This window comes from Geodermatophilus nigrescens, assembly GCF_900129495.1.
In the GTDB taxonomy this organism is placed as follows: domain Bacteria; phylum Actinomycetota; class Actinomycetes; order Mycobacteriales; family Geodermatophilaceae; genus Geodermatophilus; species Geodermatophilus nigrescens.
Window position 1 is genome coordinate 665,690 of sequence record NZ_FQVX01000003.1, and the last position, 21,750, is coordinate 687,439.

The following is a 21,750-nucleotide window of genomic DNA, read 5'->3' on the forward strand; positions in this document are numbered from 1 at the left end:
GCCCCGCTGCCCTGAGGCTCAGCCGGCCGGCGGTCCCCAGGCGACGGCGTTGACCAGCACGCCCTCCTCGGCGGGCACCTGGCGCGGGTCGAGCCCGTCGGGGTCGGTGACCCAGAGCTGGTCCCCGGGCGGCGCGGCGTCGCCGGCCCGGTTGCTCTTGTAGGCGAGCGCGTCGCCCCGCGGTGACCAGACGGGGTCCTGGTCGAACGAGCCCGACGTGACGAATCGCGGGCCGGACCCGTCGGCACCCATGGTGACGATGCCGCGCTGCCCGCCGACGATCTCCCGCCGGAAGGCCAGCGTGCGCCCGTCGGGGGAGAAGGACGGGTCGGCGTCGCTGCCGTCCTCCTCGTCGGTCAGCGGCTCGGGGTCCCCGCCGGCCGCGGCGACGGCGAACAGCGAGCCGCCGTCGCGCTCCGGGTCCTGCCCGGCCCAGTAGACGACGGTCGTGCCGTCGGGGGAGAACGCCGGGTCGCCGAGCGCGGGCGCGGTGGCCAGCGCGGGGCCGACCGCGCCGTCGAGCGTGACGAGGTGCAGCGAGACGCCGTCGCCGCCGGCGCACGTCAGGGCCAGCCGCGTCGGGTCGACGGGGTCCCACGCCGGCCGGCCGGGGTCGGCGCAGCCCTCCAGCGGCGCCGTGAACAGCGGCCGGTCCCCGCTGCCGTCGGCGCCGACGGCGCGCAGCTCCCCGCCGGCCTCGGTGACGTTGCCGTAGACGACGGTGCGCCGGTCGGGGGAGACGACGGCGCCGACGTCGGCCCCCGCCGCGGTGGTGAGCGGGACCGCCGCGCCGGTGGCGGTGTCGACGGCCAGCAGGTCCACCTCGCCGTCGAGCTCCCGGGAGACGAGCACGGCCCCGTCGGGCAGCGGCGCGGACCGGGGCAGGGCGGCCAGCGCGGCGCCGGGGGCGTCGGTGCCCGCCGCCGTCGTCCCGTCCGTCGTCCCGTCCGTCGTCCCGTCCGTCGTCCCGTCCGAGGTGCCCGCCGCCCCGGTCGTCGTGCCGGGAGACGCGGCGCCGTCGCCGCCCGCCGGGTCGTCGCGCCCGAGGAGCCACACCGTGCCGCCGGCCCCGGCGAGCACGAGGGCGGCCACCCCCGCGACGGCCCACCGGGCGGCCCGCCCGCGCGCGGGGAGCCGGGCGGCCGGCGTCGGGACCGGAACCGGTGCCGGGACCGGCGTCGGGACCGGCGGGGCGTGCTCCGGCGGCCGGACGGCCGGGGTCGTGACGGTGGTCGGCGCGGCCGGCCGGGGCCGGGGTGGCGGCGGGGGCGGCGGCGGAGGGGCGGGGCGCACGCGGGGCCGGGTGGCGGCGACCGTCGCGGCCAGCTCCTCGAACTCCGGCGGGCGGCGCGCGTCGGCGAGGTCGGCGGTCACCCGCCGGGTCGTCGTCGCGGTGGCGATCTCGACGGTCACCGGGCGAGCCGGACCCCGGTGGAGGGCCGTCGCGGTCCGCGGCTCGGGCAGGTCCCCGGGCAGCACGGGCGGCAGGTCGAAGAAGCGGGTGCGCCGGAGCAGCCCGGACAGGTGCTCGGTCTCGGCCGCGGACAGGTCGGCGGTGGACACGGCCTGCCCCGACGGGAGCGTGAGCCGGTAGGGCGGCGGCGGGGCCGGCGGGAGGTCGGCCAGCGCGGCGGAGGCGGCCGCCGCCAGCGCCCGGCAGGTGGGGAACCGCCCGGCGGGGTCCTTGGCCATCGCCCGGGCGACGACGTCGTCGAGGCCCGGCGGCAGCCAGGGCGCGAGCGCGGTCGGCCGGGGCGGCGGCGCGGTGAGGTGGCCGTGCAGCGAGGCCATGACCGAGGCACCGGGGAAGGGCACCTGCCCGGTCAGCAGGCGGTGCAGCAGGCAGCCGAGGGAGTAGACGTCGGAGCGCGCGTCCAGCGGCCGGGACTCGATCTGCTCGGGCGAGGCGTACTCGAACGTCGCCAGCACCATCCCGGTGCGGGTGAGCGCGGTCCCGCCGTCGAGGGCCTTGGCGATGCCGAAGTCGGTGAGGAACACCTGCTCGGGCTCGCCCTCCTCGCCCGGCGCGAGCAGCACGTTGGCCGGCTTCACGTCGCGGTGCAGCAGGCCGGCGCGGTGCGCGGCGTCGAGGGCCGCCGCCACCTCGCCGACGATCCGCACCGCGCGGCCGGCCGGCAGCAGCCCGCCCGCGGCGGCCAGGGCGCCCTCGGCGTCGGTGCCCTCGACGTAGCGCATGGTCAGCCACAGGCGCCCGTCGGCCTCGCCGCGGTCGAGCACCGGGACGACGTTGCGGTGCGAGAGGCGGGCCACCAGGTCGGCCTCCCGCCGGAACCGGGCGGCGAAGTGCGGGTCGGCGGAGTGCTCGGGGCGCAGCACCTTCAGCGCGTCGTGCCGGGGCAGCCGCGGGTGGCGGGCCAGGTGGACCTCGCCCATGCCGCCGGCGCCGAGCGTGCGGACGACGGTGTAGCCGGCGAACACGTCCCCGGGCGCGAGCGGCACGCCGCGCAGCCTCCCGCACGCGGCGGAGGGCGGGAAGGCGTCGGGACGCGGCGGTGTGTGACCGATCGGTCACGGCGAGCCTGGCCGGTTCTGTCGGTACCCCGACCTACCTTCCGCACCCATGCGCCTCCTGCACACCTCCGACTGGCACATCGGCCGGTCGCTGCACGGTGCCGACCTGCTCGCCGAGCAGGAGGCGGTGCTCTCCGGCCTGGCCGAGGTCGTGGCCGCCGAGCGGGTCGACGCCGTGCTGGTGGCCGGCGACGTCTACGACCGGGCGGTGCCCTCGGCCGACGCGACGGCGGTGCTCGACCGGGTGCTCACCCGGCTGCGCGGGGCCGGCGCCACGGTGGTGCTCACCCCCGGCAACCACGACTCCGCCCGCCGGCTGAACTTCGCCGCGGGCCTGCTCGCCGTCTCCGGCGTGCACGTGCGCGCCACCGTCGCGGGGCTCGACGAGCCGGTGCTGCTGTCCGACGCGCACGGCGACGTCGCGCTGTACGGGCTGCCGTACCTGGAGCCGGAGATCGCGCGGCACGAGCTGGGGTTGCTGGACGCGCGGAGTCACGAGGCGGTGCTGCGGGCGGCGATGGACCGGGTGCGCGCCGACCTGTTCCTGCGCCCGGGCACCCGCTCGGTGGTGCTGGCGCACGCCTTCGTCGGCGGCGGCCTGGCCAGCGAGAGCGAGCGCGACATCTGCGTGGGCGGCGTCGACATCGTCCCCGCGTCGGTCTTCGACGGCGTCGACTACGTGGCACTGGGCCACCTGCACCGGCCGCAGTCGCTCAGCGACCGGCTGCGCTACAGCGGCTCGCCGCTGCCGTACTCCTTCGGCGAGGCGGGCCAGGACAAGCAGGCGTGGCTGGTCGACCTCGACGGCGGCGGGCTGGCCGGCGTGCGCGAGGTGCCGCTGCCCCTGCCGCGCGCGCTCACCGTGCTCACCGGCACCCTGGAGGAGCTGCTGGCCGATCCCGCGCACGCCGCGGCGGAGGAGGCGTTCGTGTCCGCCCGGCTCACCGACGACGTCCGGCCCTCCGACCCGATGCGCCGGCTGCGCACCCGCTTCCCGCACTGCGTGCACCTGGAGTGGTCCGGGGGCGGCACCTCCGACGGGCGCAGCTACCAGGAGCGGCTGCGCGGCCGCGGCGACCTCGACGTCGCCGGGGAGTTCGTCGCCCACGTGCGCGGCGGGGTGGGGGCCAGCGCGCCCGAGCGCGACCTGCTGGGGCGGGCGCTCGGCGCGGCCGCCCGCGAGGAGCTGTGCCGGTGAGGCTGCACACCCTGACGCTCACCGCCTTCGGGCCCTTCGCGGGCACCGAGACCGTCGACGTCGACGACGTCGCCCGCGACGGGCTGTTCCTGCTCTGGGGCCCCACCGGCGCCGGCAAGACCACCCTGCTCGACGCCGTCGTGTTCGCCCTCTACGGCGTCGTGCCCGGGGCCCGCGGCGAGGCGCGGCGGCTGCGCAGCGACCACGCCGACGCCGCCACCCGCACCGAGGTCACCTGCGAGCTCACCCTCGCCGGCGAGCGGCTGCTGGTCACCCGCCGGCCGGAGCAGACCCGGCCGAAGAAGCGCGGCGCCGGCGAGACCACCGAGCAGGCCAAGCTCACCGTGCAGCGCTGGGCCGGCGGCACCTGGGAGCCGGTGAGCACCCGCATCGACGAGGGCTCGGAGTACCTGCGGGTGCGGCTGGGCCTGTCGGCCGAGCAGTTCTGCCAGGTCGTGCTGCTGCCCCAGGGGGACTTCGCCCGCTTCCTGCGCGCCGAGCCCGAGGACCGCGCCAAGCTGCTGCGCACGCTGTTCGACGTCGACCGGTTCGCCCGCGCCGAGGAGTGGCTGGCCGGCGAGCGGCGGGCCGCCGAGGAGGCGCTGCGGTCCGACCGGCACCGGGTGAGCACGCTGCTGCACCGGGTCGCGCAGATCGCCGACGTCGAGGTGCCCGAGGAGCTCGCGCCCGAGCTGGTCGGCGCGCGGCCGGGCGCCTCGGTCGGCGCGTGGGTGCGCAGCGTGCGGGCCGGCGCGGCGCAGCGGCTCACCGCCGCCGAGGCCGGCGCCGCGGCCGCCGCGGAGGAGAGCGCCCGGGTCGACGCCGAGCTCGCCGCCGCCCGCGCGCTGGCCGACCGGCACGCCCGCCGCGCCCGCGCCCGCGCCCGGCTGGAGGAGCTCACCGCCCGCGAGCCGGAGCTGGCGCCGCTGCGTGCCCGGGCCGACGCCGGCCGCCGCGCCGAGGTGCTGCGCGACGCGCTCGAGGCCGCCGGCCGCGCCGCCCTCGCCGCCGAGCGGGCCACCGCCGCCCGCGCGGCCGCCGACCGCGCGTGGGCCGCCGTGGCCGACGGCCGCCCCGCCGCCGCTACCACCGCGCGGGAGCTGCGCGACGCCGCCGCGCACGCCCGCGCCCTGCTGCCCGAGGCCGCCCGCGCCCGTGAGCTCGCCGCCGAGGCCGCCCGGCTGGCCGGGGAGGTCACCCGGCTGACCGCCGCCTGCACCGACGGCGCGCGCGCCGTCGAGGAGGAGCCGGCCCGGGTGGCGGCCGCGCAGGCCCGCCTCGACGCCGCGGCGGCCGCCGCGGCCCGGCTGCCCGGCCTGGTCGCCGCCGAGGAGGCCGCCCGCGCCGCGCTCGACGCCGCCACCCGCGCCGAGGCGCTCACCAGCCGGCTGGCCGCCGCCCGCGCCGGGGCCGAGGCCGCCCGGGTCGCCTGGGTCGACGCCCGCGAGCGCCTCGTCGAGGTGCGCACCGCCCGGCTCGACGGGATGGCCGCCGAGCTCGCCGCCGGGCTCACCGACGGCGCCGACTGCCCGGTCTGCGGCGCCACGGAGCACCCGCGCCCGGCCGCGGCGGCCGGTGCCCGGGTCACCGCCGACGACGAGGAGCGCGCCCGCGCGGCCGTCGACGCCGCCGACGAGCGGCGCACCGCCGCGGGCCGGGTCGTCGAGGAGCGGGAGCGGGAGCTCGCGGTCCTGCGCGCCCGCGCCGGCGAGGTCCCTCCCGCCGAGCTGGCCGACCGGGCCGCCGCCGCGCGGGTCGAGCGCGACGAGGTGGCCGCCCTCGCCCGCGGGGCCGACGCCGCCCGCGCCGCCCTCGCCGCGGCCGAGCGGCGCCGCGACGCCACCGCCGCCGCGCTGGCCGCCGACCGGGAGGCGCTGCAGCGGCGCACTGCCGAGCAGGCCGCCGCCGGGCAGGGCGCCGCCGAGGCCGCGGCCCGCGTCGACGCCGCCCGCGGGGAGGACCCGGACCTGCGCACCCGCACCACCCGGCTGACCGCCGCGGCCGAGCGCTGCGAGGCGGCCGTGGCCGCGGCCGCCGAGGAGGTCCGCGCCGCCGAGTCCGCCGCCGCCGCGCAGGCCGCGGCCGAGGAGCGGTCGGCCGCGGCCGGCTTCGCCGACGTCCTCGACGCCGCCGCGGCGCTGCTGCCCGCGGGCGACCTGGCCTCCCTCGACGCGCGGCTGCGGGCGCACGACGAGGCCCGGTCGGTCGCCGCGGCCACGCTGGCCGACCCCGATCTCGCCGACCTGGGCGAGCGGCCCGACGTCGGCGCGCTGCAGGAGCGCTGCGCCGCGCTGACCGCCCGCCGCGAGGACGCCGTCACCGCCCTCGACCAGGCCCGCCGGTGCGCCGGGGCGCTCGACGGGCTGGCCGGCGACGTCGTGGCCGCGGAGGAGGAGCTCGCCGACCGCACCGCGCGCGCCGGGCAGGTCGCGGCGCTGGCCGACCTCGTGGGCGGGCGCGGCGCCAACACGCTGCGGATGCGGCTGCAGTCCTTCGTGCTCGCCGCGCGGCTGGAGCAGGTGGCGGAGGTGGCCAGCCGGCGGCTGCAGGAGATGTCGCGCGGGCGCTACACGTTCCTGCACAGCGACGCGCTGGGCCGCCACGGCGCCCGCGGCGGCCTCGGCCTCGACGTGCTCGACGAGTACACCGGCACCCGGCGGCCCACCAAGACGCTATCAGGCGGCGAGAGCTTCATGGCCTCGCTCGCGCTGGCCCTCGGGCTGGCCGACGTCGTCACCGCGGAGGCCGGCGGCGTGCAGATGGACACGCTGTTCGTCGACGAGGGCTTCGGCACGCTCGACGCGCACGCCCTCGACGCGGTGATGACCGTGCTCGACGAGCTGCGCCGCGGCGGGCGCACGGTCGGGGTGATCAGCCACCTGGAGGAGCTGCGCACCCGCGTGCCCACCCGGCTGGAGGTCGTGGCCGGCCGGTCGGGGTCACGCCTGGCGGGGTGAACCCCGGCAGGGCCGAGGTGGACCCCGGCGGGGGAGGTCAGGCGCCGCTGCGGGCCGGCTCCGCGCCGCCCACCCGCCGCCCGACGGCGGCAGCGCCGACGGCCGGGACCGCCGTGCGCGGGTCGGCCGGGCGCGGAGCGGCGGGGGACACCGCGGGAGGCGACGCCGGGGAGGGCGACCCTGCGGCGGGCGGCTCGGCCACGGCGCGGAAGACCCACCGCCGGTAGGCGAACCAGCGGATCACCGTGCCCAACCCGATCGAGGCGACGTTGGCCGCCTGCAGCACCAGCGCGTGCTCCTGGCCCAGCGGGTGCCGCACGAAGGCCACCAGCGCCAGGCCGATGAGCAACGTGAGCCCGTTGACCAGCACGAAGACGACGTACTCGCGCCGGTAGCCCGAGCGCTCGCGGTGCGCGAACGACCAGAACCGGTGCCCGAGGTAGGCCGCGGTCGTGGACACCACCGTCGCCACGAGCTTCGCCGTCACCGCGCCGCTGCCCGAGGTGTAGAGCAGCTGGAACAGGCCGACGTCGAGCACGAAGCAGGCCGCGCCCACCGCGCCGAAGGCGCTCAGCTCCTTGAGCAGCAGGTGCCAGGTGCTGCCGACGCGACGGCGGAGGGCGGGCAGCAGCGGCACGCCTGCCGACTGTACGGACCCGGGGGCCTCCTCCGGTGGCACCGACGCCGGACGGGCCGCTCGCTACGGTGGTCAACCGTGCCTGCCCCGACCGACCCGCGGACCGGTCTGCCCGTCGTCGCCATGGTGGGCGGGGGCCAGCTGGCCCGCATGACCCACCAGGCCGCCATCGCCCTCGGCCAGTCGCTGCGCGTGCTGTCCACCGGGCCCGACGAGTCGGCGGCGCTGGTCGCCGCCGACGTCCGGATCGGCGACCACCGCGACCTCGACGCCCTGCGCGCCGCGGCCGACGGCGCCACCGTGCTCACCTTCGACCACGAGCACGTGCCGACCGAGCACCTGCACGCCCTGGTCGCCGAGGGGGTGCGCGTCGCGCCCGGCCCGGACGCCCTGGTGCACGCGCAGGACAAGCTGGTCCTGCGCCGCGCCCTGGCCGCGGCCGGCGAGCCGCAGCCGCAGTGGGCCGAGGTGCAGACGCTGCAGGGCATCACCGACCTCGGCGAGGCGGTCGGCTGGCCGGTGGTCGTGAAGACCCCGCGCGGCGGCTACGACGGCCGGGGCGTGTTCGTCGTCGGCGCCGCGGAGGAGGCCGCCGAGCTGCTCGCCGCGCACGGCACCCTGCTCGTCGAGCAGCGGGTGGAACTGGTCCGCGAGCTCGCGGTGCTGGTGGCCCGGTCGCCGTTCGGGCAGGTCGCCGTCTGGCCGGTCGTGGAGACCGTGCAGCGCGACGGCATCAACACCGAGGTGCTCGCGCCCGCGCCGGGCCTCGACGAGGAGACCGCCGGCGCCGCCCAGGAACTCGCCGTGCGCATCGCCGACCGGGTCGGCGTCGTCGGCGTCATGGCCGTCGAGCTGTTCCAGACCCCCGGCGGCGTGCTGGTCAACGAGCTGGCCATGCGCCCGCACAACTCCGGGCACTGGACCATCGAGGGCGCCCGCACCAGCCAGTTCGAGCAGCACCTGCGCGCCGTCCTCGACTACCCGCTGGGGTCGACGGCGATGGCCGCGCCCGCCGTCGTCATGGCCAACGTGCTCGGCGGGCGCGCCTCGGAGGGGGGCTGGGACGGGCCGGGCCTCGACGAGCGCGTCCACCACCTCATGGCGCACTGGCCCGACGTGAAGCTGCACTGGTACGGCAAGGGCCAGCGCCCCGGCCGCAAGCTCGGCCACGTCACCGCGCTCGGCGAGGACCTCGAGCAGGTCCGCGCCCGCGCCGTCGCCGCCGCCCGCTACCTCGCCGACGGCGAGGTCGACCCGGCCTTCGCCTTCCCCGAGGAGCACTGAGATGACCGAGCCGCTCGTCGGGATCGTCATGGGCAGCGACTCCGACTGGCCCACCATGGAGCCGGCCGCCGTCGCGCTCCGGGAGTTCGGCGTCCCGTACGAGGTGCACGTCCTGTCGGCGCACCGCACGCCGCAGCGGATGCTCGACTACGCCACGTCGGCGGCCGGGCGCGGCCTGCGGGTGCTGGTCGCCGGCGCCGGGGGAGCGGCCCACCTGCCGGGCATGCTCGCCGCGGCCACGCCGCTGCCGGTGATCGGCGTGCCGCGGCCGCTCGACCGGCTCGACGGCCTCGACAGCCTGCTCTCGATCGTCCAGATGCCCGCGGGCGTGCCGGTGGCCACCGTCTCCATCGGCGGCGGGCGCAACGCCGGCCTGCTCGCCGTGCGGGTGCTGGCCGCCGGCGACCCGGAGCTGCGGGCCGCCGTCGAGCGGTTCCAGGCCGACCTCGCCGACTCCGTCGTCGCCCGCGACGCCGCGCTCCGTGCCCGCCTCGCCGCGGAGGGTGGGAGCAGCTCCCGGGGAACTGCTGGGACGTCCTAACATCTGGTCGTGAGCACGAGCGGGCTGTACCAGCTGACCGAGGAGCACGACGCGATCCGGGCCGCCGTCCGGGACATCGCCGAGCGGGAGATCGCGCCGTACGCGGCCGAGGTCGACGCGGACTCCCGCTACCCGATCGAGGCGCAGAAGGCGCTGACCGCGGCCGGGTTCCACGCCACGCACATCCCGGAGAGCTACGGCGGTGAGGGGGCCGACGCGGTCGCCACCTGCATCGTGATCGAGGAGGTCGCCCGGGTCGACGTCTCGGCGTCGCTCATCCCGGCGGTCAACAAGCTGGGCTCGATGCCGATCATCCTGTCGGCGTCGGAGGACCTGAAGCAGAAGGTGCTGCCGTCGATCGCCGCGGGCGACGCGATGATCAGCTACGGCCTGTCCGAGCGGGAGGCCGGCTCCGACGCCGCCGCGATGAGGACCCGCGCCCGCCGCGAGGGCGACACCTGGGTGCTCAACGGCACCAAGGCCTGGATCACCAACTCCGGCGTGTCGGAGTGGTACACGGTCATGGCCGTCACCGACCCGGAGAAGCGGGCCAACGGCATCTCCGCCTTCGTCGTGCACCGCGACGACCCGGGCTTCGCCGTGGGCCCCAAGGAGCGGAAGATGGGCATCAAGGGCTCGCCCACCTGCGAGCTCTACTTCACCGACTGCACCATCCCGGCCGACCGGATCATCGGCGCGGAGGGCACCGGCTTCAAGACCGCGCTGCGGACGCTGGACTTCACCCGCCCGACCATCGGCGCGCAGGCGGTCGGCATCGCGCAGGGCGCGCTGGACGCCGCCGTCGAGTACACCCGCGGGCGCACGCAGTTCGGCAAGGCGGTCTCGGACTTCCAGGGCGTGCAGTTCATGCTCGCCGACATGGCCATGCAGATCGAGGCCGCCCGGCACCTGGTCTACGTCGCCGCCGCGCGCGGTGAGGCCGCCCACGACGGCGGCAAGGTCGACCCCGACCTCGGCCGGCTGTGCGCCGTGGCCAAGGCGTTCGCCTCCGACGTCGCCATGAAGGTCACCACCGACGCCGTCCAGCTGTTCGGCGGCGCCGGCTACACGCAGGACTTCCCGGTCGAGCGCATGATGCGCGACGCCAAGATCACCCAGATCTACGAGGGCACCAACCAGATCCAGCGGATGGTCATCGCCCGCAGCCTCCTGCGCTAGGCCGGTGCCTCCCGGGGCGGCGGGCCGGCCGCCCCGGGCGGACGGTCACCGCCGCCGCTGCGCGGCCACGAGGGACGCGGTCAGCACGGCGGTGGCCGCCAGTGCCAGGACGAGCGGGGAGCCGCCGGAGAGCAGGCGGTCGACCAGCTCGTCCTCCGAGTTCGAGGCGTTGGAGCTCGCGTGCAGGACCGCGACGGCGAGGACGCTGCCGCCCGTCCCGGTGAGCACGGCGCCGGCCAGCGCCCGGACGAGCACCCCGGCGCCGAGCAGGACCCCGACGCCGGCCAGCGCGGACCCCGCCGTGGCTCCGTCGGTGAACTGCAGCGGGACGTGGATCCCGGCGAACGCGACCCCGGTGAGCAGCGCCGCCCGCCAGGGCCCCGAGCGCTGCTGCAGCCGGGTCTGCAGGAAGCCGGCCCAGACCGTCTCCTCCCACAGGTTCACCAGCAGGAGCGCACCGACGGCCGACAGCACCGCGCCGGCGAGGACCGCGCCGGCGTCGTCGAGGACCAGGACCCGGCCGGTGACCAGCCCGGCGGCCAGCGTGACGGCGGGCAGACCGAGGCCCACCGCGGCCCACCACCCCGCGCCGAACCGCCACCGCACGGTCCGCGCCAGCAGGGCGCGGACCCCGGCCCGGCCGTCGAGGACCGCGGTCACGCCGACCGCCGCCGGCAGCATCACCAGCAGCAGCGTGGCCAGGACGAACGGCTCGACCGGCAGCGCGCCACCGGGGAGCAGCCCGTGCGCGGTCAGCGCCGGCACCGACATCACCGGCCACCCCGCGCCGAACACGACCGCGGTGAACGCGGTGAGCGGCCGCCGGGCCACCCACCGCCGGACGGGCCCGGCGGCAGGCCCGGCAGCGGGCCCGGCCGGGACCGGTGCAGACGTCCGCGCGGTCACGACTCCTCCTGCCACGTGCCGCGGGCCGGGAGGGCGACGGCGTTGCCGGTGACGCGGACGCCGGCGTCCGGGTGAGCCGGCACGTCCACGGTCAGCCGGCTCGGCCGTCCCATGTCGGCGCCCTGCAGCACGGTCAGCCGGGCCGGCAGGGGGACGAGGCCCTGCTCGCGCAGGTACCCGCCGAACGCCGCGGCGGCCGCGCCGGTCGCCGGGTCCTCCACGACCCCGCCGGGCGGGAACGGGTTGCGGGCGTGGAACGTCGTCGCGGCCTCCCGCCACACGAGCGCCACGGTCGTCCAGTCGCGGCGCGCCATCAGCTCGCCGAGGGCGGCCGGGTCGTACTCGAGGTCGGCGAGCCGCTGCCGGGTGGCGGCGGCGAGGACCGGGTGCCAGGCGCCGGCGTAGGCCACGCGGGCCGGCAGGTCCGGGTCGAGGTCCGCCTCGGACCAGCCCAGGGCGGTGAGCAGGTCCCCGCGGTCGGCGGCGTCGAGGGGGACCGTCCGGGGCGGGACGCTGGTCAGCGTCGCCTGCCAGGCACCGTCGGTCCGGCTCGTCACGACCTCCACGGGGCCGGCCGGCGTCTCGTAGAGCAGGCGGCCGGGTCCGGAGCGCTCGGCGTGCGCCACCGCCGAGGCGATCGTGGCGTGCCCGCAGAAGCTGACCTCGGCCCGCGGGCTGAAGTAGCGGACGGCGAACCGCCCGTCGCCGCGCGGCACGAGGAACGCGGTCTCGGAGAACCCCACGTCGGCCGCGGTGGCGAGCATCTCGCCCGCGGTCATCCCGCCGGCGTCGAGCACCACGCCCGCGGGGTTGCCACCGCGCGGGTCCGCGCTGAACGCGGCGTAGCGCAGCACCTCGGGCGCCGGGGGCCCTGTCCGCTCGTGCACCGTCTCCTCGCGGACGTCGATCCAGTACCCGGTGATGCGCCCGTCCCGGACGGTGTAGCCCGCGCGGCCGTGCTCAACGACCCGCCGTCCCCGGTGCGGGCCGGCGGCGACCGTCCCCGCCTGCCGCCAGGTGGCCTCCACCTCGGGGCCGGTGTCGACGACGCCGGTCACCTCGAAGTCCCACGGGCCGACCGCCCGCAGCATCTCCCGCACGTGGTCGGCGTACTGCCCGGGCGTCCGCCGCACGACGGCACGGACGGCCCCGGGCGGTCCCTGGCGGGCCTCGACCCGCGGCGCGAGGTACCGGTCGGCCCGGTCGGGACGGGCACCGGAGCGGACGTCGTCGAGGAACCCCCGGACGACGTCGGCGGGCAGGGGGACGGACGGGCTGGGCACGGCGGACCTCCGGGACGGCTGGGGTGGGCGGCGGTGTCAGAACTTCGCCGCGACGCGGCGGGCGTCCTCGTGGGCGCGATCCCGGGCGGCCGCGGCGTCGGCGGTGGCCAGGTCCGGGCGGAAGTGGACCTCCTCGACCTCGGTGACACCTGCCCAGGCGAGCCAGTCGCGCAGGTAGGGGGCCTGGAAGTCCGAGCCGAAGGCGGGGCCGCGGCCGGGCCCGTAGACGGCGCTGGTGAGGACGAGCGCGGCCTTCTTGCCGGTGAGCAGGCCCGTGTAGCCCGCGACCGGGTCGAAGGAGAAGACCATGCCCGGCTGGCTGACCACGTCGATGAACTGCTTGAGGACGTAGGGGATCCCGGCGTTCCACATCGGCACGCTGAACAGGTAGCGGTCGTGGGAGTCGAACCGCCGGAAGGTCTCCACCGCGCGGGCCCACGCCTCCGCCGCGGCCCCCTGGGGCTCCTCGCCGGCGAAGACGGCCATCTTCGCCGCTGCGGCCGCCGGCCCGAAGTCCGGCAGCGTGCCGTCCCACAGGTCGAGGGTGTCGACGTCGTCGAGCGGGTTGGCCTCGCGGTAGGTGTCGAGGAAGGTCGCCGCGAGGGCGAGCGACTCGGACCGGGCCCCGCGGGGGGAGGCGGAGACGTGCAGCAGACGGGACATCGGTGCTCCTGGGGGGCGGCGGCGCGGCCCTGTGCCGCGTCGGGTCCGACCCTGCGGCGGCGTCCTGTCACGGCGCTGTCGGACGGGTGTCACGGGGCGCCGCGGGCGGGGTAGCTTCCCCGCCGCTGCCGTCCCGTCCGTCCCGGAGGAGTGCCGATCGTGGACCTCCTGGTGCTCGGCCCGCTCGAGGTCCGTCGGGACGGCCGCCCCGTGGAGGTGCGCCGGGGCCGGCCGCGCCGGCTGCTGCTGTCGCTGCTGCTGCGCCGCGGCGACCCGGTGCCGCAGGACACCCTGATCGACCAGCTGTGGGGCGATGCGCCGCCGGTCAACGCGGACAACGCCCTGCACCTGCTGGTCTCCTACCTGCGCCGGACCGTCGCGGGGGAGCGGCTGCGCATCGACCGCGGGCCGGCCGGCTACCGGCTCGTCGTCGACCCCGGGAGCGTGGACGCCGCCCGGTTCGAGGAGCTCGTCCGGCGGGCGGCGGCCGCGCAGGAGCCGGGAGTCCGGCTGCGCGCGGCGTCGGAGGCGCTGGCGCTGTGGCGTGGACCGGCGTTCGCCGAGGCGGCCGACGACGCGTTCGCCCAGGCCGACATCGCCCGGCTCGACGAGCTGCGGGTGCAGGCCTGCGAGTCCCGGGCCGACGCCCTGCTGGCCCTCGGCCGCCACGACGAGGCGCTGCCCGACCTCGCGCAGCTCGCGCGGGAGCACCCCTTCCGGGAGCGCCTGCAGGGCCAGCTGGCGCTCGCCCTCTACCGGGCCGGGCGGCAGGCCGAGGCGCTGGCCGCCCTGCACCGCGCGCGGACCGTGCTCGCCGAGGACCTCGGTCTCGACCCCGGGCCGGGGCTGGCGGAGCTCGAGCGGCAGGTCCTCCGGCAGGACCGGCGGCTCGACCCGCCGCTCGACCCGCCGCTCGACACCGTCCCGGCTGCCCGGCGGGCGCCGGTACCGGACCCCGCGCCCGACTCCGGGCCCGCCCCGCGCCCGCCGGCCCCGGCGGAGGTGCCCGGCGTCCCGGTCGCCCTCACCTCGCTGGTCGGCCGCGACGAGCAGGTCGCCGCCGTGCGGCGGGCACTGGGCGGCTCCCGGGTCGTGACGCTGACCGGGCCCGGGGGAGCGGGGAAGAGCCGGCTCGCGGCGGAGGTCGTCCGCCCGCCGGCCGGCCGGGGGACGGTGTGGTGGGCCGACCTCGCCGCCGTCCCCGGCGGGCCCGGTGTCGGCGCCGCGGTCGCCGCCGCCACCGGCACGGGCCTCGCCTCGGACGACGCCGCACAGGAGTTGCGCCGCTGGATCGGCGGGCGGGAGGCGGTGCTCGTCCTCGACACCTGCGAGCACGTGGCCGACGAGGCGACCCGCCTCGTCGCGGTCCTGACGGCCGGCTGCCCCGGGCTGCGCGTGCTCGCCACGAGCCGCCGGCCGCTCGGCGTCCCCGGCGAGCTGGTCCGGCCGGTCCCGACGTTGCCGGTCCCCGCCGCCGGGGAGGACGACGTCGAGGTGGTCGGTGCCTCGCCGGCGGTGCGGCTGTACTGCGAGCGCGCCGCCGCCGTCCGGCCCGGGTTCGTCCTCGACGCGGCCAACGCGGGCGACGTGGCGGCGGTGTGCCGCCTGCTCGACGGGCTGCCCCTGGCCATCGAGCTCGCGGCCGGCCACGCGGCGGCGCTGAGCCCCCGCAAGACGGCCGCGTTGCTCGCGGACCGCCTGCGGCTGCTCGGCGACGGTGCGCTGCGCGCGGCGATCGACGGGAGCTACGGCCTCCTGACCGAGGACGAGGCCGCCTTCCTGGACCGGCTCGCGGTCTTCGCGGGCCCCTTCCCGCTGGAGGCGGCCGCCGAGGTGGCCGGGGCGGGGCTGGCGGCCGACGGGCTGCAGCTGCTGCTCAGCCTCGTCCGCCAGTCGCTGGTCGCGGTGGGCGACGCCGACCACTTCCGGCTGCTCGACACCGTCCGGGCCTTCGCCGGCGCCCGCCTGGCGACCCGTCCGGACGAGGCGTCGGCGGCCGCGGACCGGCACGCGTGCTGGTACGCCGCGTTCGCCGAGGATGCCGACCGCTCCATCCGCGGCGCGGACCAGGCGGGCTGGCTCGCCGAGCTCCGCGCGTCACGCGCCGACCTGCGGGCGGCGCTGGCCCACTGCCTGCGCGGCCCGGGGCGCCGGGCGGACCCGGGCGCGCGGATGGTGTGCGCGCTGTCGTGGTTCTGGTCCCACGAGGGCTCCTTCGCGGAGGCGCGGGCCTGGATCGCCGAGGCGCGGGCCGCGGGGCCGCACGGGCCGCGCCTCGACGCCGAGCTGCACCTGGCCGCCGGCATGCACGCCGAGTCCGTCGGCGAGCTGGCGGTGACCGAGGAGGAGTGCACCCGGGCCGCCGCGGGCTTCGCCGCCATCGGGGACTCCCGCGGCGAGGCCCGTGCGCTGCTGCACCTGGGCACCGCCCGCTGGGCGCTGGGCCGCCTCGACGACGCCGCCACCGCGCAGGACCGCTCCATCGGGCTGTACCGGTCGGTGCGGGACGACAGCGGCGCGGGCCTCGGCCTGGTGCTGCGTGCCCGCACCGCGCTCGACGGGGACGACGCCCGGCTCGCCCGCGAGCTGCTGGTGGAGGCCCGGCACCTCCTGCGCCGCGCCGGTGACCCGCACCTCGGCGCCCTGTGCCTGGACCAGCTCGCCCGCACCTGCCTGGCCGACGGGGCGGTGGCGGAGGCCGAGCGGCTCGCCCAGGAGTCCCTCGCGGTGTTCGAGGCGGTCGGCTACCGGGAGGGCGTCACCGCGTCCCTGCAGACGCTGGCGCAGGCGTCGCTCGCGCTGGGCGAGCCGGCCGCGGCCACGGCGCTGCTGCGGCGCGCCGGCGCGAACGCGCTCGAGCTGGGCCAGCCCGCCGCGCTCGCGGAGACCCTCGAGCTGCTCGGTGAGGCCGTCGGCGACGGCGACCCGCGGGCCGCCGCGCGGCTCGTCGGTGCCGCCGGCCGGCTCCGCGAGGAGGGCCCGCTCCCGCGGACGCCGTCCCAGGAGCGCCGGGTCGCGGCGTGGCTGCCCCGGTTGCGCGCGGCGCTCGGCGAGCGGTACGCGGCCGCCGTGGCGGAGGGGCGCCCGGAGTCGCCCGCCGACCTGCTGGCCGCCCTGCCTGACGGCGCCCCGCGGGCGTAGCCCGGGTCAGGCCGCCGCGGCCCGGGCAGGGGCCTCCATCCCGACAGCAGGGACGCGGACGGGGCCCGGGCGTGTCCGACCTGTACTGCGGGTGACCGGTCCGTAACATCGGGGCATCGTCGTCCCGTCCCGCGCGCGAACACCGGGACCTCCGGGGACGGCCCCGACCCCTCCGGAGCCATGCCGCCACGCAGTCTCTGGCCGTCCGCGGACGGCCTGGCCTACGAGTCCGCCGACGTCGCCGGGCGCGTCCTCGACGTGCTGCTCGACGACCGGCGCGTCTGGTCGTTCCGCGACCGGCCCGACGGCGTCGCCCCCGAGCGGCCGCCCGGCGTCGACGAGGGGACCCGCGTCGGCTTCGAGCCGTGGCCGCCGGCCCTCCTCCCGCACCTGCGGGGCACCTTCCGCGTGGCGCTGCGGACCGTGGGCGAGGACGCGGGGGCCTGGGCGGAGGCGGAGACCTCGCTCGACGGCGACCCGGGCCCGCTGCGGCTGGCCGACCGGCACGGCCGCCCGCTCGTGGTCAACAAGTGGGGGCGGCTCGGGCACGCGCTCGGCGACGCCGGCCCCGCCATGGTCGAGCGGATGCTCGACTCGATGGACGAGATCCGGGCCCTCGTGCAGGCGCACCTCGGCGACCGGGTCTACGTGACCGGCGGCAGCCTGCTCGGTCCGGTCCGCGAGGACGGGCACGTCCTCCCGCACGACGACGACGCCGACCTCGCCTACCTCAGCCGGCTCTCGGTCCCGGTGGACGTGGTGCTCGAGGCGTTCGAGCTCGGCCGTGTGCTGGCCGGCGCCGGACACCGGGTGCTGCGCCTGTCGGCCGGGCACCTCCAGGTCCTCGTCGAGCACGAGGGCCGGCCCGACCACTACGTCGACGTCTTCACCGGTTTCCTGCTCGAGGGGCGCTGGTTCCAGCACTTCCCGATCCGCACCGAGGCGACCGAGGAGGACCTCCTCCCGCCGGTGACCGTGCTGGTCGAGGGCCGCCCGGAGCCGGCGCCGCGGGACCCCGAGCGGATGCTCGTGGAGCTGTTCGGACCCGGGTGGCGCGTGCCGGACCCGGCCTACCAGTTCGACATCCCGCCGGAGACGGCCGACCGCTTCTACGGCTGGTTCGCCGACTACAACGTCGAGCGCGAGGGCTGGGAGGACGAGGTCGTCCTCGCCACCGAGGAGCCCCGCCCCGCCCGCGCCATGAGCGGCCTCGCCCGGGCACTGCACGCGACGGCCCCGGACGGCGCGCCGGTGCTCGACCTCGGCTGCGGCCTGGGCTCGGACGCGCTGGCCCTGGCCGCCGCGGGCCGGACCGTGCGCGCCGTCGACTTCTCCCGCTACGCCCTGGAGACCGCGCGCCGGGCGGCGGGGGAGCGGGACCTCGACGTCGCCTTCGACGTCCTCAACCTCCTCGACACCCGCCTCGTCCTCCGGCTGGGCGCCGAGCTCGCCGCCGGGCACCCCGGCGCCTGGACCGTGCTCGGCCGCCGGCTGCTCAACGCGCTGGAGGACCGCGGCCGGGACAACGTGTTCCGGCTCTGCGGGATGCTGCTGCGCCGCGGCGGGACCGCCCACCTCGACGTCGTCGCCAACCACGCCCACCCGGGGATCGCCCCGCACCGCCACCTGCGCCTCGACGACGTCCTCGCCGAGGCGGCGCGGCACCGGCTCGTCGCCGACGAGGTGGTCCTGTGCACCGAGCCGGTCTCCTGGGCCGGCGCCCCCGAGGAGCGCCTCACCGACCTGTGGCGCATCACCCTGCGACGGAGGAACAGTTGACCCCCGACGACGCGGCGCCCCGGCGCCCCCTGGCCCGGCCGGCGCACCTGGTGCGCCGGGTCCTGGCACCCGCCGGCCTCGAGCTGGCCGGGCAGCTGTCCGCCCTGCAGCAGGAGTTCGCCGACCTCCGCGCCGCCGACGACCGGCTGCGCGAGGAGCTGGACGAGGCGCGCGGCCGCACCCGCGAGCTCGAGGCGGAGGTGGCCCGGCTGCGCGGCCTCGGCGACGAGGTGGGCGCGCTCCGCGAGGAGGTGGCGCGGCTGCGGGACGGCCTGCACGAGGAGCGGCGGCTGCACCTGCGCGTCGCCGAGCTGACCGACCTGGTCACCGAGCTGGTCCTGCCGCTGCACGACCGGGAGATCGACCCGGCGGTCCTGCGCTCGCTCCGGCCGGAGACCCTGTGAGCCTGGCGCCGGTGCCGGGCCCCACCCGCGTGGTCACCTTCGGCACCTTCGACGTGTTCCACGCCGGCCACCTCCGGCTGCTCGAGCGGGCCGCGGCGCTCGGGGACCGGCTCGTCGTGGGCATCAGCTCCGACGAGCTCAACCGCGGCAAGAAGGGGCGCTCGCCGGTGTACCCGCTCGCGGCGCGCATGGCGATCGTCGGCGCCCTGCGGTGCGTCGACGAGGTGTTCGTCGAGCACAGCCTGGAGGCGAAGCGGCGGTACCTCGTCGAGCAGCGGGCCGACGTCCTCGTCATGGGCGACGACTGGGCGGGCCGCTTCGACGGCCTCGGCGACGTCTGCCGGGTCGTCTACCTGGAGCGCACCCCGGCGGTGTCCACGACCGCGATCATCGAGCAGATCCGCGGGGTGCCGGCGGAGGTCGGCGAGAGCGCCTGAGCGCCGTCAGCGGCGGAAGACGACCGTCCGCAGGACGACGAAGTTGACGGCGGTGCCGACGCCCTGCGAGACGGCCCAGGCCAGCGTCGGCGCCCACCACCGCCCGGGCAGCCACAGCAGGGCCAGCGCGTTCACGGCCAGCACCACCCCGAACGTGGTGCCGTAGAGCAGCACGAACCCGGCCACCCGCCGCGACCCGCCCTCGACCCCGAACGCCCAGCGCCGGTTGAGCACGTAGGCCGTCGTCGTGCCGCAGACGAAGCTGATCGCCCGGGCGAGCCAGGTGGCCAGCCCCAGGTGCAGGCCGAGGGTGTAGACGCCGAGGTCGACGACCGCCGACAGCGCGCCGACGGCGACGAAGCGGGTCAGCTGGCGCAGCAGCCCGTCGCGGGCCGGCTCGCGGGCGGGTCCGTCGGCCGGGATGCCGTCGGCGGGGACGTCGGCGGCCACGTCAGTCGAGCAGCCGGGAGACCGCGGCCAGCCGCGAGTCACCCGCCATCGACGCCAGCCACGCCGACCAGCCCGGGCGACGGCGGACGGCGGCCAGCGCGGCGCGGGCGCCCTCCCGGTCGCCGCGGCGGGAGGCGGCCAGCGCGGCGTAGAGGTCGCGGGCCCCCTCCGGGGCGAACAGCGCCAGGGTGTCGTAGTCGCGCTCGTCGTAGGCCCGCTGCAGGTTGCGCAGCATCCGCAGCTGGGCGACCGGGTCGCCGGAGTCGTCGACGCGCAGGTCCATCCGCACGCCGTCGTCCTCCTCCGACGCGGGCTGCCCGCTCACCACGAGCAGCGCCGCCGACTGGCGACCGCGCAGGTCGCCGCCGGCGTCCTGCCCCGCGGCGAGCGCGGCCAGCAGCCGGTCGGGCAGCCCGCCCGCGGCGGCCTCGTAGGCCGCGGCCATCGCCGGGAGCACCTCCGGCGAGGCGAGCATGTTGCCCTGCACGCTCCAGCCCGCGCCGACGACGTGGCCGCTGACCGGGAACGACCCCGGGCCGGTGTCAGCGGCGACGGAGCCGTCGGTCGCGAGGACGGCGATCTGCCGGTCGACGTCCTCCGCGGCGTGCGCGGCCCGGCGCACCAGCACCGCGGGCGCGGTGCCCTCGGCCAGCCCGCCGAGGAGCACGTGCCCGAGGCCGCGCGGGCTGCGCGCCTGGACGGCGACCACGCCGACGCCCGGCCGGGCGCTGGGCACCGCCCGGCCGACGGCGAGGATGCAGGAGGAGACCGCGATGCCCATGTCCCCGGTGACCGGGTCGCGGGCGACGACCGAGAACGTCACCGGGGGAGCGGTGCCGTGGTCACGACGGGGTCAGACCGTGGCCGGCAGGGCCATCGTGGGCACGTCGCCGGGCACCGCCAGCGGGGCGCCGGTCTTCTCGACGACCTCGTCGGCGGTGACGCCCGGGGCGACCTCGCGCAGCACGAACCCCTCGGGCGTGACGTCGACGACGGCGAGGTCGGTGACCACCCGGTCCACGCACGCCTTGCCGGTGAGCGGCAGGGAGCACTCCTCGACGAGCTTCGGCGACCCGTCGCGGGCCACGTGCTCCATCATGACCACCACCCGCCGGGCGCCGTGGACGAGGTCCATCGCCCCGCCCATGCCGTTGACCATCTTCCCGGGGATCAGCCAGTTGGCGAGGTCGCCGCGGGGGTTGACCTGCATGGCGCCGAGGATGGCGAGGTCCAGGTGCTTGCCGCGGATCATCCCGAAGCTCATGGCGGAGTCGAAGAAGCTCGCGCCCGGCAGGATCGTGACGGTCTCCTTGCCGGCGTTGATCAGGTCGGGGTCCTCGTCGCCCTCGAAGGGGTACGGGCCGACGCCGAGGACGCCGTTCTCGCTGTGCAGCACCACGTGCACGCCGTCGGGGACGTGGTTGGGCACGAGCGTGGGCATACCGATGCCGAGGTTGACGTAGGAGCCGTCCTCGAGCTCCTGGGCCACGCGGGCGGCGAGCTGGTCGCGGGTCAGGGTCATCGGGCCGTCTCCTCGGTGGCCTCCTCGCCGGCCGCGGCCAGCGGTGCGGCGGACTGCCGCGGGCGGGTGGTGCGCCGCTCGATCTTCTTGCCCTCGCTGCCGACGACGACGACCCGGTCGACGAAGACGCCGGGCAGGTGCACGTGCTCGGGGGTGATCTCGCCGGGCTCGACGAGCTCCTCGACCTCGGCGATCGTGACCCGCCCGGCCATGCCGGCCAGCGGGTTGAAGTTCATCGCCGACTCGTGGAAGACCAGGTTGCCGTGCCGGTCGCCGACCGCGGCGCGGACCAGGCCGAAGTCGGCGGTCAGCGCGGTCTCCAGCACGTACTCGGTGCCGTCGAAGACGCGGGTCTCCTTCGGCGCGGACGTCTCGACGACGTTCCCGTCGGCGTCGTAGCGCACCGGGATGCCGCCGTCGGCGACCATCGTGCCCACGCCGGTGGGCGTGTAGAAGGCGGGGATGCCGGCGCCGCCGGCCCGCAGCCGCTCGGCCAGCGTGCCCTGCGGGGTCAGCTCGACCTCCAGCTCGCCGGACAGGTACAGCCGGGCGAGCTCCTTGTTGCCGCCGACGAAGGAGCTGATCGTGCGGCGGATGCGGCCGGCGTACAGCAGCACGCCGAGCGCCTGGTCGTCGACGCCGCAGTTGTTGGAGATGGTCGTCAGGTCCCGCGACCCCTTCTCCAGCAGCGCGTCGATCAGCGCCACCGGGACACCGCAGAGCCCGAACCCGCCCACGGCGAGGACGGCGCCGTCGCCGACGTCGGCCACCGCCTCCCGCGCGCTCGCGACGACCTTGTCCATCAGCTGACCACCGTCTCTCCCGGCGCGGTGGGGC

The 21,750-nt window shown here is 77.9% G+C and carries 18 protein-coding genes; 9 read left to right on the top strand and 9 right to left on the bottom strand.

Annotation, left to right across the window (positions count from 1 at the left end; all coding sequences use genetic code 11):
• Nucleotides 1-18: 18 nt before the first annotated feature.
• Entirely contained in the window at nucleotides 19-2,460 is a 2,442-nt protein-coding gene (locus tag BUE37_RS16895; protein ID WP_073421511.1) for a protein kinase domain-containing protein, read from the bottom strand.
• Between the two features lie 121 nt (nucleotides 2,461-2,581).
• Here BUE37_RS16895 and BUE37_RS16900 point away from each other — a divergent pair, with 121 nt between their 5' ends.
• Both BUE37_RS16900 and BUE37_RS16905 read left to right on the top strand, forming a co-directional pair.
• Nucleotides 2,582-3,730 (top strand): exonuclease SbcCD subunit D, encoded by a 1,149-nt coding sequence (locus tag BUE37_RS16900; protein ID WP_073421512.1) that lies wholly within the window; start codon nucleotides 2,582-2,584, stop codon nucleotides 3,728-3,730.
• Complete coding sequence (locus tag BUE37_RS16905; RefSeq protein WP_073421965.1) at nucleotides 3,727-6,687, top strand: AAA family ATPase; 2,961 nt, start codon at nucleotides 3,727-3,729, stop codon at nucleotides 6,685-6,687. Before BUE37_RS16900 ends, BUE37_RS16905 begins: the two co-directional genes overlap by 4 nt.
• Nucleotides 6,688-6,724: 37 nt before the next feature.
• On the opposite strand, the gene BUE37_RS16910 is transcribed toward BUE37_RS16905, so the two are convergent.
• On the bottom strand, nucleotides 6,725-7,324 hold the full coding sequence (locus BUE37_RS16910) for a GtrA family protein (RefSeq protein WP_073421513.1): 600 nt from the start codon (nucleotides 7,322-7,324) through the stop codon (nucleotides 6,725-6,727).
• 78 nt (nucleotides 7,325-7,402) lie between these two features.
• Between BUE37_RS16910 and BUE37_RS16915 the strand changes: the two genes are divergently transcribed.
• The 3 genes from BUE37_RS16915 to BUE37_RS16925 are packed head-to-tail and all read left to right on the top strand — an operon-like array spanning nucleotide 7,403 to nucleotide 10,328.
• Nucleotides 7,403-8,608 carry a 5-(carboxyamino)imidazole ribonucleotide synthase gene (locus BUE37_RS16915; protein ID WP_073421514.1) on the top strand — a complete coding sequence of 402 codons (1,206 nt, stop codon included), beginning with the start codon at nucleotides 7,403-7,405 and terminating at the stop codon, nucleotides 8,606-8,608.
• Between the two features lies 1 nt (nucleotide 8,609).
• Complete coding sequence (gene purE / locus BUE37_RS16920) at nucleotides 8,610-9,149, top strand: 5-(carboxyamino)imidazole ribonucleotide mutase (protein ID WP_073421515.1); 540 nt, start codon at nucleotides 8,610-8,612, stop codon at nucleotides 9,147-9,149.
• 9 nt (nucleotides 9,150-9,158) lie between these two features.
• The gene (locus BUE37_RS16925) at nucleotides 9,159-10,328 is read left to right on the top strand and encodes an acyl-CoA dehydrogenase family protein (RefSeq protein ID WP_139253017.1); all 1,170 of its coding nucleotides are present in this window, start codon (nucleotides 9,159-9,161) and stop codon (nucleotides 10,326-10,328) included.
• A 45-nt stretch (nucleotides 10,329-10,373) separates the two neighbouring features.
• Here the strand turns inward: BUE37_RS16925 and BUE37_RS16930 are convergent, their stop codons facing one another.
• Genes BUE37_RS16930 through BUE37_RS16945 form a run of 3 tightly spaced genes read right to left on the bottom strand, consistent with a single transcriptional unit; the run spans nucleotide 10,374 to nucleotide 13,180 of the window.
• On the bottom strand, nucleotides 10,374-11,234 hold the full coding sequence (locus BUE37_RS16930; protein ID WP_073421517.1) for a CPBP family intramembrane glutamic endopeptidase: 861 nt from the start codon (nucleotides 11,232-11,234) through the stop codon (nucleotides 10,374-10,376).
• Entirely contained in the window at nucleotides 11,231-12,517 is a 1,287-nt protein-coding gene (locus tag BUE37_RS16935; RefSeq protein ID WP_083628795.1) for a PhzF family phenazine biosynthesis isomerase, read from the bottom strand. Before BUE37_RS16935 ends, BUE37_RS16930 begins: the two co-directional genes overlap by 4 nt.
• 36 nt (nucleotides 12,518-12,553) lie before the next feature.
• Nucleotides 12,554-13,180 carry an FMN-dependent NADH-azoreductase gene (locus tag BUE37_RS16945; RefSeq protein WP_073421518.1) on the bottom strand — a complete coding sequence of 209 codons (627 nt, stop codon included), beginning with the start codon at nucleotides 13,178-13,180 and terminating at the stop codon, nucleotides 12,554-12,556.
• Nucleotides 13,181-13,339: 159 nt separating this feature from the next.
• Between BUE37_RS16945 and BUE37_RS16950 the strand changes: the two genes are divergently transcribed.
• From BUE37_RS16950 to BUE37_RS16965, 4 genes are all read left to right on the top strand, one after another.
• Nucleotides 13,340-16,321 (top strand): AfsR/SARP family transcriptional regulator, encoded by a 2,982-nt coding sequence (locus BUE37_RS16950; RefSeq protein WP_073421519.1) that lies wholly within the window; start codon nucleotides 13,340-13,342, stop codon nucleotides 16,319-16,321.
• Between the two features lie 180 nt (nucleotides 16,322-16,501).
• Complete coding sequence (locus tag BUE37_RS16955; protein ID WP_073421520.1) at nucleotides 16,502-18,100, top strand: class I SAM-dependent methyltransferase; 1,599 nt, start codon at nucleotides 16,502-16,504, stop codon at nucleotides 18,098-18,100.
• Nucleotides 18,097-18,504, top strand: a complete 408-nt coding sequence (locus tag BUE37_RS16960) for a DUF6752 domain-containing protein (protein ID WP_073421521.1) — start codon at nucleotides 18,097-18,099, stop codon at nucleotides 18,502-18,504. Before BUE37_RS16955 ends, BUE37_RS16960 begins: the two co-directional genes overlap by 4 nt.
• A gap of 11 nt (nucleotides 18,505-18,515) precedes the next feature.
• Nucleotides 18,516-18,941, top strand: a complete 426-nt coding sequence (locus tag BUE37_RS16965; RefSeq protein ID WP_073421967.1) for an FAD synthase family protein — start codon at nucleotides 18,516-18,518, stop codon at nucleotides 18,939-18,941.
• Between the two features lie 6 nt (nucleotides 18,942-18,947).
• Here the strand turns inward: BUE37_RS16965 and BUE37_RS16970 are convergent, their stop codons facing one another.
• The 4 genes from BUE37_RS16970 to BUE37_RS16985 are packed head-to-tail and all read right to left on the bottom strand — an operon-like array spanning nucleotide 18,948 to nucleotide 21,716.
• A complete protein-coding gene (locus BUE37_RS16970) occupies nucleotides 18,948-19,391 on the bottom strand; it encodes a GtrA family protein (protein WP_073421522.1) in 444 nt (147 codons plus the stop codon).
• A 1-nt stretch (nucleotide 19,392) separates the two neighbouring features.
• Nucleotides 19,393-20,214, bottom strand: a complete 822-nt coding sequence (locus tag BUE37_RS16975; RefSeq protein WP_073421523.1) for a DUF1028 domain-containing protein — start codon at nucleotides 20,212-20,214, stop codon at nucleotides 19,393-19,395.
• Between the two features lie 30 nt (nucleotides 20,215-20,244).
• Entirely contained in the window at nucleotides 20,245-20,913 is a 669-nt protein-coding gene (locus BUE37_RS16980; RefSeq protein WP_073421524.1) for a CoA transferase subunit B, read from the bottom strand.
• A complete protein-coding gene (locus BUE37_RS16985) occupies nucleotides 20,910-21,716 on the bottom strand; it encodes a CoA transferase subunit A (protein WP_083628798.1) in 807 nt (268 codons plus the stop codon). Before BUE37_RS16985 ends, BUE37_RS16980 begins: the two co-directional genes overlap by 4 nt.
• Nucleotides 21,717-21,750 lie beyond the last annotated feature (34 nt).